The organism is Evansella tamaricis (assembly GCF_019042215.1).
Taxonomy (GTDB): domain Bacteria; phylum Bacillota; class Bacilli; order Bacillales; family Salisediminibacteriaceae; genus Evansella; species Evansella tamaricis.
The window spans coordinates 1-16795 of record NZ_JAHQCS010000016.1 but is presented as its reverse complement, the minus strand read 5'-3'; the positions used below and the strand labels follow the sequence as shown (position 1 = coordinate 16795).

Annotated in this window: 19 protein-coding genes; 3 read left to right on the top strand and 16 right to left on the bottom strand. The window is 41.6% G+C overall.

Translation table 11 applies throughout. The features are described 5' to 3' along the window. Nucleotides 1-190: 190 nt before the first annotated feature. The 12 genes from KS419_RS00920 to KS419_RS00865 all read right to left on the bottom strand — a co-directional run bounded on the left by KS419_RS00920 (nucleotide 191) and on the right by KS419_RS00865 (nucleotide 11265). Nucleotides 191-1645 (bottom strand): NADH-quinone oxidoreductase subunit N, encoded by a 1455-nt coding sequence (locus tag KS419_RS00920; protein ID WP_246593579.1) that lies wholly within the window; start codon nucleotides 1643-1645, stop codon nucleotides 191-193. A 4-nt stretch (nucleotides 1646-1649) separates the two neighbouring features. Beyond that, nucleotides 1650-3176: a complex I subunit 4 family protein gene (locus KS419_RS00915; protein ID WP_217064216.1), complete on the bottom strand. Its 1527-nt coding sequence runs from the start codon at nucleotides 3174-3176 to the stop codon at nucleotides 1650-1652. Beyond that, nucleotides 3173-5035 carry an NADH-quinone oxidoreductase subunit L gene (nuoL, locus tag KS419_RS00910; RefSeq protein ID WP_217064215.1) on the bottom strand — a complete coding sequence of 621 codons (1863 nt, stop codon included), beginning with the start codon at nucleotides 5033-5035 and terminating at the stop codon, nucleotides 3173-3175. The genes KS419_RS00915 and nuoL overlap by 4 nt, the downstream gene beginning before the upstream one ends. 60 nt (nucleotides 5036-5095) lie before the next feature. Next, nucleotides 5096-5404 carry an NADH-quinone oxidoreductase subunit NuoK gene (gene nuoK, locus KS419_RS00905; RefSeq protein ID WP_217064214.1) on the bottom strand — a complete coding sequence of 103 codons (309 nt, stop codon included), beginning with the start codon at nucleotides 5402-5404 and terminating at the stop codon, nucleotides 5096-5098. A 1-nt stretch (nucleotide 5405) separates the two neighbouring features. Beyond that, the gene (locus KS419_RS00900; RefSeq protein ID WP_343215007.1) at nucleotides 5406-5912 is read right to left on the bottom strand and encodes an NADH-quinone oxidoreductase subunit J family protein; all 507 of its coding nucleotides are present in this window, start codon (nucleotides 5910-5912) and stop codon (nucleotides 5406-5408) included. Beyond that, complete coding sequence (locus KS419_RS00895; protein ID WP_217064213.1) at nucleotides 5909-6364, bottom strand: NuoI/complex I 23 kDa subunit family protein; 456 nt, start codon at nucleotides 6362-6364, stop codon at nucleotides 5909-5911. The genes KS419_RS00900 and KS419_RS00895 overlap by 4 nt, the downstream gene beginning before the upstream one ends. Before the next feature lie 4 nt (nucleotides 6365-6368). Beyond that, nucleotides 6369-7331 (bottom strand): NADH-quinone oxidoreductase subunit NuoH, encoded by a 963-nt coding sequence (nuoH, locus tag KS419_RS00890; protein WP_380086696.1) that lies wholly within the window; start codon nucleotides 7329-7331, stop codon nucleotides 6369-6371. Then, entirely contained in the window at nucleotides 7331-8443 is a 1113-nt protein-coding gene (locus KS419_RS00885; RefSeq protein ID WP_217064212.1) for an NADH-quinone oxidoreductase subunit D, read from the bottom strand. The genes nuoH and KS419_RS00885 overlap by 1 nt, the downstream gene beginning before the upstream one ends. A gap of 16 nt (nucleotides 8444-8459) precedes the next feature. Further along, a complete protein-coding gene (locus KS419_RS00880; protein ID WP_217064211.1) occupies nucleotides 8460-9026 on the bottom strand; it encodes an NADH-quinone oxidoreductase subunit C in 567 nt (188 codons plus the stop codon). Beyond that, complete coding sequence (locus KS419_RS00875) at nucleotides 9023-9502, bottom strand: NuoB/complex I 20 kDa subunit family protein (protein WP_380086720.1); 480 nt, start codon at nucleotides 9500-9502, stop codon at nucleotides 9023-9025. The genes KS419_RS00880 and KS419_RS00875 overlap by 4 nt, the downstream gene beginning before the upstream one ends. 38 nt (nucleotides 9503-9540) lie before the next feature. Continuing rightward, the gene (locus tag KS419_RS00870; protein ID WP_217064209.1) at nucleotides 9541-9912 is read right to left on the bottom strand and encodes an NADH-quinone oxidoreductase subunit A; all 372 of its coding nucleotides are present in this window, start codon (nucleotides 9910-9912) and stop codon (nucleotides 9541-9543) included. A gap of 570 nt (nucleotides 9913-10482) precedes the next feature. Next, nucleotides 10483-11265, bottom strand: a complete 783-nt coding sequence (locus tag KS419_RS00865; protein ID WP_217064208.1) for an AAA family ATPase — start codon at nucleotides 11263-11265, stop codon at nucleotides 10483-10485. 267 nt (nucleotides 11266-11532) lie between these two features. On the opposite strand from KS419_RS00865, the gene KS419_RS00860 reads away from it, so the two are divergent. Then, nucleotides 11533-12282: a hypothetical protein gene (locus KS419_RS00860; protein ID WP_217064207.1), complete on the top strand. Its 750-nt coding sequence runs from the start codon at nucleotides 11533-11535 to the stop codon at nucleotides 12280-12282. A 97-nt stretch (nucleotides 12283-12379) separates the two neighbouring features. Here the strand turns inward: KS419_RS00860 and KS419_RS00855 are convergent, their stop codons facing one another. After that, a complete protein-coding gene (locus KS419_RS00855; protein WP_217064206.1) occupies nucleotides 12380-12619 on the bottom strand; it encodes a hypothetical protein in 240 nt (79 codons plus the stop codon). 216 nt (nucleotides 12620-12835) lie between these two features. On the opposite strand from KS419_RS00855, the gene KS419_RS00850 reads away from it, so the two are divergent. Further along, nucleotides 12836-13138: a hypothetical protein gene (locus KS419_RS00850; RefSeq protein ID WP_217064205.1), complete on the top strand. Its 303-nt coding sequence runs from the start codon at nucleotides 12836-12838 to the stop codon at nucleotides 13136-13138. Between the two features lie 179 nt (nucleotides 13139-13317). On the opposite strand, the gene KS419_RS00845 is transcribed toward KS419_RS00850, so the two are convergent. From KS419_RS00845 to KS419_RS00840, 3 genes are all read right to left on the bottom strand, one after another. Next, nucleotides 13318-13497, bottom strand: coding sequence for an H-type small acid-soluble spore protein (locus tag KS419_RS00845; protein WP_217064204.1), 180 nt, complete (start codon nucleotides 13495-13497; stop codon nucleotides 13318-13320). 87 nt (nucleotides 13498-13584) lie between these two features. After that, complete coding sequence (locus KS419_RS25105; RefSeq protein WP_281419749.1) at nucleotides 13585-13707, bottom strand: hypothetical protein; 123 nt, start codon at nucleotides 13705-13707, stop codon at nucleotides 13585-13587. A gap of 83 nt (nucleotides 13708-13790) precedes the next feature. Further along, on the bottom strand, nucleotides 13791-14657 hold the full coding sequence (locus tag KS419_RS00840) for a permease (protein ID WP_217064203.1): 867 nt from the start codon (nucleotides 14655-14657) through the stop codon (nucleotides 13791-13793). 375 nt (nucleotides 14658-15032) lie between these two features. On the opposite strand from KS419_RS00840, the gene KS419_RS00835 reads away from it, so the two are divergent. After that, entirely contained in the window at nucleotides 15033-15971 is a 939-nt protein-coding gene (locus KS419_RS00835; protein ID WP_217064202.1) for a nuclease-related domain-containing protein, read from the top strand. The last annotated feature ends 824 nt before the right edge of the window (nucleotides 15972-16795 follow it).

The window sequence follows — 16795 nt, the reverse complement described above, 5'->3', positions numbered from 1 at the left end:
CCTCGGAGCATTTGCTCGCAGAGGAAGAGACAGTAGTCGTAAATTTCGCTAAAAATCATCCTATTAAAAAATCAACATTAGCCTTTAACATAGCCTTAATAAAAAAAGTGAAGGCTAACCAATTATCCATTATGGACAATTAGCTTTCCTTCACTCACATATACTCCGTTTTCCAGATGGAATGGAATCTTTAGAAGAACCAGTGGAAACTGTTAAAGTATTTTGTTACTAATCCTGGGAAGAATCCCAAGAAAAGTGTTACGGTAACCGCTACTGTGACCATCACTGACAGGCTAAGTGGCGGATTTAATACTTCATCATTCTCGTTCGGTTCATTCATGTACATTTGTTTAATGATACCGAAGTAATAGAAGAAACTTACGATACTAGTGGCAATCATAATGACTGCAAGCCAGATCATTCCTCCCGTTACGGCACCGATAAAGATGTACACTTTACCGAAGAACCCGGCAGTAATCGGCAGACCAGCCAAGGATACTAAGAAGACGGTCATGGCGATCGCCATAAACGGTGAACGGTAATACAGGCCATTGAAACTTGAGATATCTTCTTTGCCGGCACTCTCTGTTACGAGGGTGATTACGGCAAATGCCCCTAATGTCATCATCACATAGGCAATACCGTAAAATGCGATGATACTCATGGTGATGTCTGGAGTAAGTGTCGTAGCAAGGGGTACTACTAAGTAACCTGCTTGCGCTATACCAGAGTACGCCATCAGTCGTTTCACATTTTTCTGTGTAAGGGCAATGAAGTTTCCGATAATCATCGTTAATGCTGCGAAAATCGCCAGTAGGAAGCTCCATTCATCAAAAATACTTCCGAAGGCAATGATAAACATACGTAATACTAGGCCGAATGCAGCCAGTTTAGATACTACTGACAAGAAGGCAGTCACTGGTGTAGGTGAACCTTCGTACACGTCAGGTGCCCACATATGGAATGGAACAATGGAAATCTTAAATCCGAAACCGACGAGCATAAACAAGAGGCTCATCATGATGATAAAAGGATATTGGTCATATAGAGCACCGAGATCCCGTCCGATTTCTAGAATACCTGTCGTTCCAGTGAGACCATAAAGGAATGACATTCCATACAGGATAAAGGCGGATGCCACCCCACCGAGGATAACGTACTTGATCGCTGCCTCTGTGGATTTTTTGTTCCGCTTTTTAAATCCAGCAAGACAGTAGGATGAAATACTGAGTAATTCCAGACCAACAAATAATGTAATCAAGTCTGCAGAGGAAACCATAATCATGGCTCCTAATGTGGCAAAGAGTAATAAGGAATAAAATTCCCCTTGATACACATCACTATTTTTCTCTAAGTAGTGCATACTAATGGTAATTACAAATGCCACACCAACTAAAATGATTAGTTTGAAAATCATCGCAAATTTATCGACGATGAATACTTGGGCGATGTTACCACTGACATTGTTTGTTAAAACAACAAGGATAGCCGTAATCAATAATGATATAATGCTTAATCGGCCAAGGAATGGCTTACTTCCCTTTATCCCAGTCATAAAATCGATTGTGAAAATCAAAAGTGCCAAGCATAATAATACGATTTCCGGAGTCATTAAAGACCAGTTGGCATCAAAAGCTGACAGCATGTCTTTAACCCCCTATCTTCGACAAGATGTCGAGTACTGTAATGTTAATGACGTCGCTTAGGATATTCGGGTATACCCCGATGAGAATGCTGAATCCTAATAGACCGATCATTGGAATGTATTCCAATGGACGGGCGTCCGGCAGCCCGCTGTATTTTTCATCCATCGGTCCGAACGTGGTTCGTTGCATTGCCCACAAGAGGTAAGCTGCTGTAAGAATAATACCAATTCCTGCAATAACACCAATGGTTTTTGCGGCAGGAAGGATTTCAGCAGATGCTCCAAAGACACCGATGAAAGCAAGTAATTCACTGACAAATCCTGATAATCCAGGAAGTCCCACAGAAGCCATTGCTGCTGCTAATGTAAAACCAGCTAGAACTGGAACGGATTTGGAAAGCCCACCAAGCTCGGAAATCGTTCTTGTTTTTGTACGTTCATAAATCGCTCCGACCATGAAGAAGAGAAGGGCGGAAATAAAACCATGGGAGACGAGTTGGAAGATAGCTCCTTGCATTCCCGATGCAGTGAAAGATGCAATTCCAACGAGCACGATTCCCATGTGACTGATACTTGAAAAGGCCACAAGTCGTTTTAAATCGGTTTGAACAAGGGCAAGTAATGCACCATAGATGATGTTTACCACCCCGAGAATGGCGATTAATAAGGCGAATCGTGTTGCCTGATCCGGGAAAATACCCACACCGATACGGATTAATCCGTAACCACCCATTTTTAAGAGAACACCGGCAAGGATCATACTTGCTGCTGTTGGCGCCTCCACGTGAGCGTTAGGCAACCACGTATGGAATGGAAAGACCGGTAATTTTACAGCAAAGGCCACGAATAGTGCTAAGAACAGGGCAGCACGGACACCAGAAGTAAGTACTTCAGGATTTGCAGGATTTGCGAAAACTTCAGCAAGCTGAATCATACTAAAGGTCGCTTCTCCACTTGCCTGAGCCCCTTTGAAAAACATTACGATAAACGTGATGAACATCACGGCACTACCTAAGCCGGTATATACTAAGAACTTAAAGGAAGCATACACCTTTTCCTTTCCTCCCCAGATACCAATGATAAAGAACATTGGAATGAGGGTTAATTCAAAGAATAGGAAGAATAGGAACATGTCAAGTGCCACAAAGACACCAAGCATACCAGTTAGTAGAACCATCGTCCAGATATAGAATTCTTTCACCCGATTTTCAATGGAGAAAGAAGCGAAAATCGCAAGTGCTGTTACAACAGTTGTTAAAACTAGAAGTGGCATCGATAACCCATCAATACCTATTTCATAGTTAAGTTGTAAAAAGCCAATGTCAATCCACTGAACTAGTTGGGCAAATTGCAGTCCAGATGCCCCACGGTCAAAATTAGCCCAAACGATGAGGGATATAAGCAATGCAACAAGTGACGTTGCCGTTGCTATTGAACGGATGACATTTTTATTTTCATTTGGAATAGTGAAGATCAACAGCGCTCCGGCTAATGGTAAGAAGACGAGCAATGTGAGTATGTTTGCGATCATCCGAAATACCCCCTTAGCACGAAGGCTACTGCGATTACGGCAATTCCTCCGATAAGTGTTACAAGTCCATAAGTCTGCAACTGGCCATCATGGCGTTTCGCGAAGGTACGGCCAGATAAACGCGTTGCCCGACCCACGAAGTTGACGATTCCATCTACGACGCCTTTGTCCACTTCCCAGAAGAATTTTCCAATAGCGACAGTCGGTTGAACAAATACCTTTTGGTATAATTCATCCATGTAGTATTTATTAAGTAAAAGTTTGTGTACAGCAGGTACTTTGGAACGGATTGCTTCGGAAGAGATAACTTTTTTCCCGTACATTAAGTACGCAAGCCCAATCCCAACAACAGCAATACCGATGGAAAGTCCCACTAACCACATTTCCCCGTGAGCTTGATATCCCACATTGAGGCCCTGCAACAAGAAGTCTTCCAAATAAAATCCAAATGGTGTATTCACAAATCCAGCAACAATTGCCAAAAATGCCAGTACAGCAAGTGGAACCGTCATGAGTTTGGAGTTCTCCCCATGTGGTTCATGATCTCCTCTAAATTCTCCCGTAAAGGCTTTGAAGAAGAGACGGAACATATAAAACGCTGTCATCAGAGCAGTAATCACAGCAAGGATGAAGAGGAACATATCCCCATTTGACCAAACCGCTGCTAAAATGACTTCTTTACTCCAGAATCCTGCTAACGGCGGTACCCCTGCAATGGCAAGCGCCCCAATTAAGAAGGTAATGGAAGTCCATTTCATACGTCCCCATAATCCACCCATCTTTCGGATGTCCTGACGGTGATGCAATGCAAAGATTACACTTCCGGCACCTAAGAATAGAAGGGCTTTGAAGAAGGCGTGCGTTGTGAGATGGAATAATCCTGCAACGTATCCCCCTGTCCCTAATGCTAGCATCATAAATCCTAATTGGCTGACGGTGGAATAAGCTAGTATTCGTTTTATATCTGTGTTTACAAGGGCGATCGTCCCTGCGAAAAATGCAGTGATTGCTCCTGTATAAGCAACGATCGTCATGGCTGTCGATGATACTAAGAATAATGGATACATCACTCCAACTAAGTAAACCCCGGCAGCAACCATTGTTGCAGCATGGATTAAGGCTGAAACTGGAGTTGGACCTTCCATCGCATCCGGTAACCAGACATGGAGCGGGAATTGTGCTGATTTACCAACAGCTCCAAGGAAGATACATATTGCAATGATAGTGACCATTGTGTCATTTACAAGTCCTGCTTCCACTGCGCTGAAGATCGCACCGTATTCGAAGCTTCCAGTAGCGTTGAACAGGAGTACAAGACCTATTAAAAGCCCCACGTCCCCGATTCTAGTGGTTAAAAACGCCTTTTTTGCCGCTGCTGCCGCTTCCGGCTTGAAATACCAGAATCCCACTAACAGGAAGGAACAAAGACCGACCAGCTCCCAGAAGATAAATAGCTGTAAGATATTCGGCGAGAGAATAAGGCCGAGCATGGAAAATGAAAATAGTCCTAAGTATGAGTAAAACACATTAATTCGTTTGTCTTCGTGCATGTATTCTCTGGAGAAGATGTGTACGAGTAAACTCACGACCGTCACGACAATCAGCATCATAGCGTTCAGGGGGGTTACTTCATAACCCATCGTGATCGTACTGTCTCCAAATGTGATCCAATTCAATGTAAATGTATAGGTTTCTCCACCAATCCGTTCAACTAAAACGATTACTGATAAGATGAACGACAGGGCCATAGCTGTTATTCCCACATAGGAGGATTTCTCCTTCAAGGCGTTTCCGAAGAATAACAGGATGATGAAGGCGATAAGCGGAAAAACCGGGATTAACCAGGCATTTTGTATCATACCATCACCTTTTCCTCAATTAATCTCTTGTAAGATGGTTTTGGTGTCTAGCTCCGTCACCTACCATCTCAACAAGTCTTGTTTGATAGCGTCAATGGATTCTCGGTTACGGTATAATGCGATCAATATCGCTAAACCGACTGCTGCTTCTGCGGCAGCGAGAGTTATGACGAACAGTGTGAAAACTTGGCCTGTAATATTGGCAAATGGCCCGATACTGGAGAAAGCAATTAAATTGATGTTGACTGAATTCAACATTAATTCAATACAGACAAGGACGATGACGAGATGTCTTCTTGTCAACACTCCGTACAGTCCGATGCAAAACAAAATGGCACCAAGGGCTAAAAATAACTCAACAGGGACCATATTATTCCGCCTCCTTCCGCGCTAGGACAATCGCTCCAATAAGTGCTGCCAATAGAAGAATACCAGCGGCTTGGAGGGCAATAACATAATGTCCGTAAACTTGAATTCCAATTGCTTCCGCAGATCCTATGAATTGCTCATCGCTCGGCTGGAGATTCATTCCTAAAATTCCATAAAGCATGAAACCAAGGAGAGTTCCCACACCGATGAAGCTTAGGACCTTATGAATTTTCTTCCGTTCCGGACCGAATCCTACCGATTTGTGATCTGTCATCATCATACCGAAGATGAACAGGATCGAAAGGGCGCCAACGTATACCATAATCTGAATGATCCCAATAAATTCTGCTCTTAACAGAAAGTAAAGTCCTGCGATAGCAAAGAAACAGAACGCCATGGAGAGGACTCGATGGGAGATCTTTTTAAGGATGATCACCATCACGGCACAAGCGATAGCAATGATTGCTAGAATGAGAAAGAAGACTAGTTGAGTGTTTAGTTCGATCACTTCACTTCACCTCTTCTTCCTGCTTCTGGTGCCGGTTCAGACTCCTCGTAATATCCATAAGCATGGTTATTCGTGAGCCATTCAATATCCTTGAAATGGGTTGAGCGGTTGAAAGAACTCAAGTTATCGTATCGGGCTGTCATAACGATGGCATCCGTAGGACAAACCTCTGTACAGAAGTCACAAAGAATACAGCCTTGAAAATCGATGTTATACGTATCAATAATTTTTTTCTTCGGATTTTCTTCGCTCTTTTTACCAGTCAATGTGATAACATCTGTGGGGCATACTTTGACGCACAGGTCACAGACGATACACTTGTCTGGGAAAAAACGATGAATACCACGAAAACGTTCCGGCATAGCTACTTTTTCTTCAGGGTATTGGATTGTCACTTTCCTCTTCCTGAAATAGTTCAGTGTAATACCGAATCCTTTTAGTAATCGAAACATTTTATCACCCCATCCACACTTTAATGATCGCCGTTATCACAATGTTCAATAATGCTAACGGGATGAGCACTTTCCAACCGAAGCCCATCAAGTGGTCCACACGGGCACGCGGTAATGTGGCGCGCAGCCAGAACCAGAAGAACATAAATAAACACATTTTTAACAAGAACCAGACGATTCCTGGCAAGAAGGCCGGTCCTAACCAGCCACCGAGGAATAATGTTGTGGCCAGTGCAGAAATAGCAATGGCATAAACGTACTCGGCCAGCATAAAGAATGCGAACCGGAATCCTGAGAATTCCGTATGATACCCTGAGACAAGTTCTGATTCCGCCTCAGGCAAATCGAATGGCGAACGGTTCAATTCCGCAATTGCTGAGATCATATATACAATGAAAGCCAAGAATTGAGGAATAATCAGCCACATGCCAATTTCCTGTTGATAGAATACAATATCTCTAAAGTTTAAAGAACCTACTAAGATAACAACACCGATGATGGATAGTACAAGTGGAATCTCATAACTGATTACTTGTGCTACTCCACGGATTGCACCAAGTAAGGAATATTTATTATTAGAACTCCATCCACCCATTAAAACCCCAAGTGTGGTGATGGAAGAGATTCCGATGAAATATAAAACTCCAATGTTCAAATCTGCACCATAAATGTTTTCGCTCCAGGCGATGGTAGCAAAGATGGCAAAAGAGGGTACAAACGCAATAACTGGTGCTAAAATAAATACTTTCTTGTCGGCAGCAGTTGGAATAATATCCTCTTTCATTAATAGTTTCATAACATCTGCAATTGTTTGTAATAATCCCCATGGTCCATGTCTGTTTGGACCTGGACGGACTTGCATGTATCCTATTACTTTACGCTCAAATAGAATGGCATAAGTTACAGCACCTAAAAGAGCGCCCAATAATATAACTGCATATAGAATAATCCAAATCAGATCCATCATTATGCATCAACCTCCCCGAGTACAACATCGAGACTACCGAAGATGGCAACCAGGTTTTGTATGTTTTCCCCGACGAGCATATCCTGTAATATGGATACATTTACAAAGGAAGGGCGGCGAAGTTTCACTCGATAAGGTTTGGTTTTTGCGTTACTTACCACATAAACACCAATTTCCCCTTTCGAAGCTTCCGCACGGGTATACGCTTCCCCTGCAGGAGGTTTAATCATCATAATCCTGGCACCTTTTTTATGAATGATGTCCCCTTCTGATGGAATTTGTTCACATGCCTGCTCAATAATTTTAAGAGATTCGTGCATTTCGGCAATTCTTACTTTGTAACGGGCGAATACGTCCCCTTCTTCTCTTGTTGGGACATCAAAATCAAAGCGGTCATAAATGGAATACGGCTCCGTTTTTCTAAGGTCCACATTCACGCCGCTTCCCCTTGCTATTGGTCCGCTAAGTCCCCAATTGATAACTTGATCTTTTGTGAGTTTACCGACACCAATGGTACGTGCCCGGAAAATTTCATTACCTGTAACAAGTCGATCATATTCCGCTATATTTTCCCTTAACTCTTTTACAGATTCCTTTACTTTCTCAATCCATCCGTCTGGTGCATCCCACTTTACGCCGCCAATCCGCATGTAGTTAAATGTCATCCTGGCACCACTAATTTCATTCAGCCGGTCTAAACATATATCACGATCACGGAAAGCGTATAGGAACGGGCTTAATGCACCGATGTCCAATAAGTATGTTCCCCACCATACAAGGTGACTGGCAATTCGGTTTAGTTCCATCGTAATAACCCGAAGGTACTCGGCACGTTCTGGAATCTCCCAATCTAGTAACTTTTCCACCCCTGCACAATAAATGTAGTTATTGGTCATGGCATTTAAGTAATCCAGTCTATCTGTATATGGTATAAACTGTGTATAAATGAAGTTCTCTGCTAGTTTTTCAGATCCTCGATGCAAGTATCCCATTACAGGTTCAGCCTTTGTGATTGTTTCCCCATTCACATGGAGTTTTAATCGGAATACACCGTGTGTACTGGGATGTTGCGGACCCATATTTAAGACCATTTCTTCCGTTTTAATCGACATTCAAGTAGCACCCCCTTTAGTCCAAACCTAGCGCTTTCTTGTCAGTAATGTAATCCTTCCTTAGTGGGTGACCTTCCCAGTCATCCTGAAGGAGAATTCTTCGCAAATTCCAGTGTCCAGGAAAATCAATTCCAAATAAGTCATACGTTTCCCGTTCCATATAATCCGCTGCTTTCCATAGTGGTTCCACAGAAACAACGGAAGGATTATCACGAGGTGTTTTGACTTTCACATATAAGTAGTGGTCCTTCGTCGTAGAATAAAAGTTATAGATCACTTCCATATGTTCTTCATAGTCAACACCTGTAACACAGGAAAGGAAATCAAATTGTAACTCTTCATCATCGCGGAACATTTTTGCAAGTTCTAACGTCCACTTTTTACTGTCGAGAATAATCATTGGTCTGCCAAAGTTAAGATCCGCAGGTTTTTCCACCTTTGGCTCTGGCTTCTTTCTTCTTGCAGGCTTTTCTTCTTCCTCCGGTTCTTCTGCCGGCGGCTCCGGTTCTTCAAAGGCAAGAACCTCTTCCCCAAGGAAACCATGAACTTTTTCCACGACCAAATCTAACACTTCTTGGCTCATTGATCCGTCACCTTCTCTCCTTTTGCTTCTTTACGAATCTTTTCTCGAAGCAAATCTACACCATCAAGTAAGGCAGGTGGCGTTGGAGGGCACCCTGGAACATACACGTCAACTGGTACAATTTTGTCTACACCATTTAACACGCTGTAAGCTTCTTTGTATGGTCCACCGCAGGTTGCACAGGATCCCATGGAAATCACCCATTTTGGTTCCGGCATTTGATCATATAGAGTTCTTAAAACTGGTGCCATTTTTGCAGTCACTGTCCCTGCAACGATCATGACATCTGAATGACGTGGAGATGCACGGAATATGACACCAAACCGGTCAAAGTCGTAACGTGCTGCCCCAGTACCCATCATTTCGATGGCGCAACAGGCAAGACCAAATGTCAGTGGCCATAGGGATCTTGTTCTGGACCACGCCTTTAATTGTTCTACTTTTGTAAAAAAGACACTTCTGTTGATGTCCTGCATGACGCGAGGATCATACTGTTCCGATTCTTGAAAACCTTTTAGTTCCATTCTAGCACCTTCTTTTTCCAAGAATATGCAAGTCCTAACCCAAGGATAGCAATAAATATCAATCCTCCGTTAAGACCTACCCAGCCCAGCTCGCCTAGAGCCATGGCCCACGGGTATAAGAAAACGGTTTCAACGTCAAAAATGACGAATTCAAGCGCAACTATGTAGTACGCCACGTGAAACCTTACTTGAGCATCTCCCTCCGGTTCGATCCCACTTTCATAGGTTGAAAGTTTTCGATCGTACGGATTATTCGGCCTGAGCAAACGGCCAAACGTGAGCGCCCCGACTGGAAGTGCAACCCCTAAAAGCATAAATACGATTACATAAATATAGTTGGTAAAATAAACTCCCAGCTCCATATGTTCACTCCCCTCCATATTAATTAAACTGGTGAAGCTTTGTGAAAACGTAACTCAAGTCAAATTATAACAAAGTGGTGACATTAATTCTATATTATTCTAAATTCTCTGATTACTATGTTAAAAACTATACATATAGTGTTTAGTGTAGGGTAGTCATTTTTTATTGTGAATTAAAGTTGATTTAGTGGGGTTTTATAGTTAAATGTATATTTGATTTATTTATAATTATTATTAATTAATATAAATATTATTTATTTTAATTTTTCGGGTGTTATGGTGATAAAAAGACTCTGTTTTATGTTGTTGGTAAAATATACCACCTGCTGTGTTGGCAGTTAGAAATTTCATATATAATTACCGTTTATGTTATCGTTGTCCTCTCTTTATACTTATAACTTTCCTTAGTAGATTATTCACTCCCTTTTCTATGTAACAGTTTTTTGTGGGTGACCATAACAGATGCCTGATCCCGCTTCTCGGAATGTGCACCAGAATCCCCTCTTTCGTTAACATTTACACTAGTCGTTTCGTTTCGATTCCCTTCCCCCACTTCCACAAGAAATTTCACTATAAGTGGCGTAAATACCGCTCTGGATCCTCCAAAAAGGATTTCGTTAACCGGACATGTTCCACTTCCTGATAATCAACCAGTTTCATCTCCCCATTATCCAAACAAAAGATTTCTGCATCAGGAAGTGCCATCAAAATCGGAGAATGAGTAGCGATGATAAATTGGGAGTTCTCCTTAACCATTTCCATGAGCATCGAAATTAATGACAGTTGCTTTAACGGGGAAAGGGGTGCTTCCGGCTCATCTAATAGGTATAACCCATTTGGGCGAAACCGGGACTGAAACAAATCCAGGAAACTTTCCCCATGTGACCGGAACTCAAGACCATCTCCGTAAAGATTCTTCAAATCATACAGAGTACTAGCATACGGCAACACTTCGAGACTAAACTTGTCCCGGGACTTGATCTCTTTGATTTTCTCCTGTGATTCCCGCTTAATCTCCGCCAAACGCTTCGTGTAGTTCAGGAAATCATCCGCCCTTAGGAAAAATCCAGTTCTCGTCTTAATACGCCATGATAACTTCAACTTTTTCCCGAGATCCCCAGCAGGCTTAAGATCAGCATCATCATCAAGATGTTCTCCGCCGATTAATATACTGCCTATATTCATTGCCAATGCTTCTAACAAGGTTGATTTTCCACTTCCATTTTCCCCTACTAAGATCGTAATCGGCTTCCTCAGATTGAACCCCTTAAAATTCTTTATCAGTGGTAGGTTAAATGGATACGCTTCCTCTATGATTTCTGACCGTAACGTCACCGATTTTAAATGATACACTTGCCTCTCCCCCCTATATCAACCATCATAACTACCGTAAAGTATACATCAAAACGAAACGGCATGTGCCAGGCAACTGTTATCTGCCGTTCCTCCCCCAAAGCTCCACATCATTCGACAAAGTGTCCCCTTTTATTCTAAAACTTATCTCTCATTTTTTGAATTTTATAAATTTAATACTATTCCAATCTAGACAGTAACTGTAAACTACGGTAGTAGTGTGAAAAACGAGTAATTTAATGGATTGGCCAGAAAGGAAGGGAAAATGTGATTAAAAAGATTACCATATTTTTTAGCTCCATCTTTCTCCTGCTGTTACTCTCAGGATGTATGGATGCCATCGAAGGAATTGTAGACTTATTAGATGAAGGGGAAGAGACTGGTATAGAAGAATCGGATACGGAATCGGAGGAATCAGAAGAACCAGACACGGCATCAGAGGATAGTAGTGATGTAGCCATGGATGAAAACGGAGACGAAGAAACTACAGAAGAAAACGGACTAAGTGATATCCTTGCTAATGTTGGTGTGGAAGTGGTATCTTCCCAGGAAGAACTGGAACATGATTTATTGCTCTTATTTGAAGCCATGTTTGAACATGCAAACAATAGTTGGTCCAGTTATCTCGAAGAATTAGCATATGCTGTGTATATTCAAACAGATGTGGATGTAATGCACGAAAGATTTATTACTGCTGTAACCCTCCAGATGGAATCCATTAACGGGATTCAGTTTTCCACCGAGGAAGTCTCTTTTGTACGTGATCAATTTTACAAGTCGATGGAATCCCATTACAATGCTGTCAGAGAAGTGGAAGACCAATTTGGTAACATAAGCAATCAGGATGAGTTTTTAAGCAGGTTTGAAGAATTGACTAAAGACGGCAATCATGAGTATTCTCTTGGGGCCCATCAGCTCGTAAAGATCGGAGAAGCCACGGACAACTTATTTAGTGATGCGGAAATCCGTGACTTCCAAAGGGAAGTGGAACTTCATCTAGATGAGGAAAAACTGTAGAGAAAAGTCTGGAAAGTCTGGTATCCCCCTACTTCAAGGGGAAAACCAGACTTTTTTCAATACTTCCATAGGTATCTCTAGAAAATGGGGGAGAATATTATAAAAACGTCGTAATAATCCAGGTAATGAACCTATAACCTATTATAGCAATCAGGAAAAGATAAGCTATTTTTACTACTAGTCGATACAAGTTACTGGAATTTTCCCCTAGGTCTGCATAGAAGATGAACGTTATTGCAAAAGCGATATACAGAAAACTGGGGTTAAAAATAGAATAAATGCTAAATCCAATACCAAATAACAAGGAGCCTGTTTTAATTATTTTATCTTGATTCATTTTTTCCACTTCCCCTAAACGATTCGTCCCTCTCCTCTCCAGTCTACCTCACCATTTCATTTCCTGTACAGCAATATTCTTTCACTGCAGTCCGCTTCCTTTTGTAAATCGTATAAGAGTTAGGGGCATACTTCTCATGCCTTTTACTATACTTAAATGAGAGGACAAGTATAAGAATATATGGATTAACCACTTTAAAACTCCGAGGTGATGTAATTGTCCACCGTAACTAATCACAGAAGAATAAATAGAACTGCGAGTGGAGAGATCAACCGGAAAGCGGTCATCTCTTTCATTCTTGGGTTACTCTCCATCCTTTTGTCATTGATAGCACTAATCGGACTCCCTGTTGCCGTCATCGGTCTCCTAATTGGCGGAGTGAGTCTATTAGAAATAAGGGGCTCAAATCAAGGGGGCAAATACTTGGCTATCGGAGGTATCATCTTCTGCATACTATCGATTATTCTCCCAATGATTCTTATCATCCTTGCTTATCTTTCCTACATGAGCCCAACATAACTCATACAGGAAAACTTTTTAACTAAGAAAAGCTCTGGAGCTAGACAACTTGGCCGAAGGTGCATAAACATATACATTATCTATAAATAAAACCACCCCAATTTGGGATGGCCTGAAAAATTATATTTGTTTATTTTATGCTAGCTTACAGTGTGGAAAAATTGGTTACTCTTGCTCCCTTATTGTTCCTGGAGGGCTGTTACAGAAACGCTCTGTTTCTTATCCGGTTCATCTAACGGATGAATTGTTGCTGTTCCAATGGTTTGATCCACGTGTTCAATGTATACTTCTTTTCCATTATGTGTCACTGTGGCCATCTCTTTCTGGGACGAAATTTCCTGTGCTCTTTTTGCATCCATTCTAGCATACCTCCCTCTTCCTAAGAATGTAACAGGTATACTATTTACAAATATCATTATATTTATACTTTTGAATAAGTTTCACGATTATTTTTTTTCGGTGGAACAGCAGTCTTCCCCTTTTTCTACCTCTTTGATTTGTACATTACAACAGGAGTCGTTCTTTTTGTCTTGTTCCTTTTTGATTCCACTTAACCATTTTTTCAACATCCCATTCACCTCCTTTCGAAGTGTAGTTAACCATTTAACAAAATCCCTCTACTAACTTGGTCCCTGACAGTTACTATTTTTTCCTAGACGAAGTAGAAGATAAAGCCTGAGATCGTAGACATGGACAGGACGGATAGGACGAAGGCGATGATGAGCTGTTTCCGAAAGATGGATTTGAGCAGGACAAGTTCTGGGAGGCTTGCTCCTGCTGAGCTTATCATCATTGCCATGACTGGGCCTAGGGCCATGCCGTTCATGATCAGGATTTGGGAGATCGGGATCATGCTGGATAGCCGGATGTATAATGGGATCCCTATGATTGCGGCAATTGGGATGAGCCACCAAGCATCTCCGCCGAAATGTGCGCTGATGAATTCTGCTGGTACTAGGCCATTGATGATGGCTCCGATTGCTGCTCCGATCATTAAGTATGGGTAGACGCTTTTCATCAGTGTCCATGTTTCTTGCCAAGCGGCTTTCCATGAAAAACGTTTTGTCTGCTGTTCGTATCCGGTCATGACGACTTGTTTAACGGAGCGTTCGAATCCGAATTTTTCAAGGAGTAGTCCAATTGTTAAGGAAAGGGTTGCTGTTATGACGATATATATGATTGTTACTTTCCATCCCATGATGACGGTCATGATGGTGAGGATGGTTGGGTCGAGTACTGGTGACGCGAATAAAAACACCATTACTACTCCGAACCGCACTTGATTTTTCAGAAGGTTTACGATTACTGGTATGGTTGAGCAGGAGCAGAATGGTGTAATGAAGGCAAATAGTAGTGCGATGAATCCTGCTACGATTGGGTTTGATTTTTGGAGCAGTTTTTCCACTTTGCTGTACGGTATGTAGGATTGAACTAGGTTTAAGAGGAATGACACTCCAATAAAAAGAATGGTTAGTTTTAGGATAATTGCGAAAAAGCTGTTGATTGTTTCGATAATCATTTTGATCTCCACCTTTGGATTTTTGTTAGTTTGTTATTATTAGTTTGTTTTTGTTAGTTTGTTTTTTATTAATCAAAATATTTTGATGTATTGATCGTGCTGGGTAATCTGGTCGCTCGCGCTAAAGTGATCTGTTGTTGATGTTTCTTTTAATGTTAATGTTTCTTTAATCAAATATTTTTGATTAATTACATCATACATCCTAATTTGCGGAAATGCAATAGGTTAAATCAATTTTTTTTGATTTAATTTCTGTGTGTGATTTTTGTACCATTTTGTCCATTTAGTTAATAATTTCTAAAATAAGTGTCATTTCGTTGTGGATTATGTATTATGTAATTACTTTCACCTTATTTTTCGCAAAGGAAGTGGGCTATGGTTACAATTATTAAACCACGCAGTAAACCATTGGAATTGATTATGATGGAGTATTTAAGTTATCGAATGGAATTTAGTCAAAGTCAGAAGCGGCATTTGTACAGACTTAATTCGGGTTATGAAGGCGAAGTCAGGCTGGATCAATGGTATGACAATTGTCCCGATCACTGGCTTGTATTGAATGATTTGTGGTTAAAAAACAGTACTGAGTCTTACTTTCAAATTGATAGTTTACTCATTACTCCAAGAACTGCATTTGTTCTTGATGCTAAAAACAACTATGGTGAGCATCATTTGCTTGATGACCGCTGGTATAGGTGCAGCGATAGTAAAGAATGGACCACGAACCCCCTTACACAGCAAAAACGTTGTGAAACCTCTTTTCGCCAAATTCTTCAAAATTCAGGAACATCTTTCCCAATAGTATCAAAATTAGTTTTTGTAAATCAAGAATTCACCTTGTATAACACTCCTCAAGGACTACCACTTTTATTGCCAACTCAAATAAAATCATTTTTTGAAAACATGAAAATGAATGATCCTGGGCCCGCCAAGCCTACTCAGAATCAGATTAAACTTGCAAATTATATTTGTACTGTTCATATGGATAAATCACCTTATTCCAATTTGCCGGGGTATGATTTTGAGGGCTTGAAGAAGGGGTTGTTATGTGAAAACTGTAAGTCATTTTTGGCGCCACCGGTCGAGAGTTGTAGATCTATAGTTTGTCATAGATGTGGACATAATGAGGAAGTTAAGAGTTGTATCTTAAGGGCAATTGAAGAATTGGTGTTACTATTTCCTGATGAAGAGTTGACCACTGATAGAGTTTATCAATGGTGTAAGGTTATTAATTGTAAAAGGAGAATTAGTAGGTTGTTGGGGGAGAAACTTAAACGTGTAGGATACGGATATACTGCATGTTATTTGTTCTAAGTGGGTTTTTGGTATATTACAGTTAGTTGTTGGCTTTAACTTCATTTTTACGTACATTATTTATTTTACATCTGATTGAGTATGGACTTTTGATAGGGTCTGACGTTTCTATTGTCGATTCCTCCCTTAGGATGCGACATTAGGTTGGAGATCTGCTGCTCTTTTGTCGCTTCCTCCTTGAGGATGCGACATTAGGGAGGGGATCTGTTGCTCTTTTGTCGCTTCCTCCTTCAGGATGCGACATTAGGGAGGGGAGCGGCATCCCTTTTGTCGCTTCCTCCCTTTAGGATGCGACATTAGATAGGGGAGCGGCATCTCTTTTGTCGCTTCCTCCTCCAGGTTGCGACATTAGGGAGGGGAGCGGCATCTCTTTTGTCACTTCCTCCTCCAGGTTGCGACATTAGGGAGGGGAGCGGCATCTCTTTTGTCACTTCCTCCTTGAGGATGCGACATTTGGTCGGTACTCAACCTCTCTTTTGTCGCTTCCTCCCCTAAGGATGCGACATTTGGTCGGTACTCAACCTCTCTTTTGTCGCTTCCTCCCCTAAGGATGCGACATTAGATAGGGGAGCGGCATCTCTTTTGTCGCTTCCTCCTTTAGGATGCGACATTAGGTCGGTACTCAACCTCTCTTTTGTCGCTTCCTCCCTTAGGATGCGACATTAGATTGCGACATGCCATCCCTTTTGTCGTTTCCTCCCTTAAGGATGCGACATTTGCTAGGGGAGCGGCATCTCTTTTGTCGCTTCCTCCCCTAAGGATGCGACATTAGATAGGGGAGCGGCATCTCTTTTGTCGCTTCCTCCTTGAGGATGCGACATTAG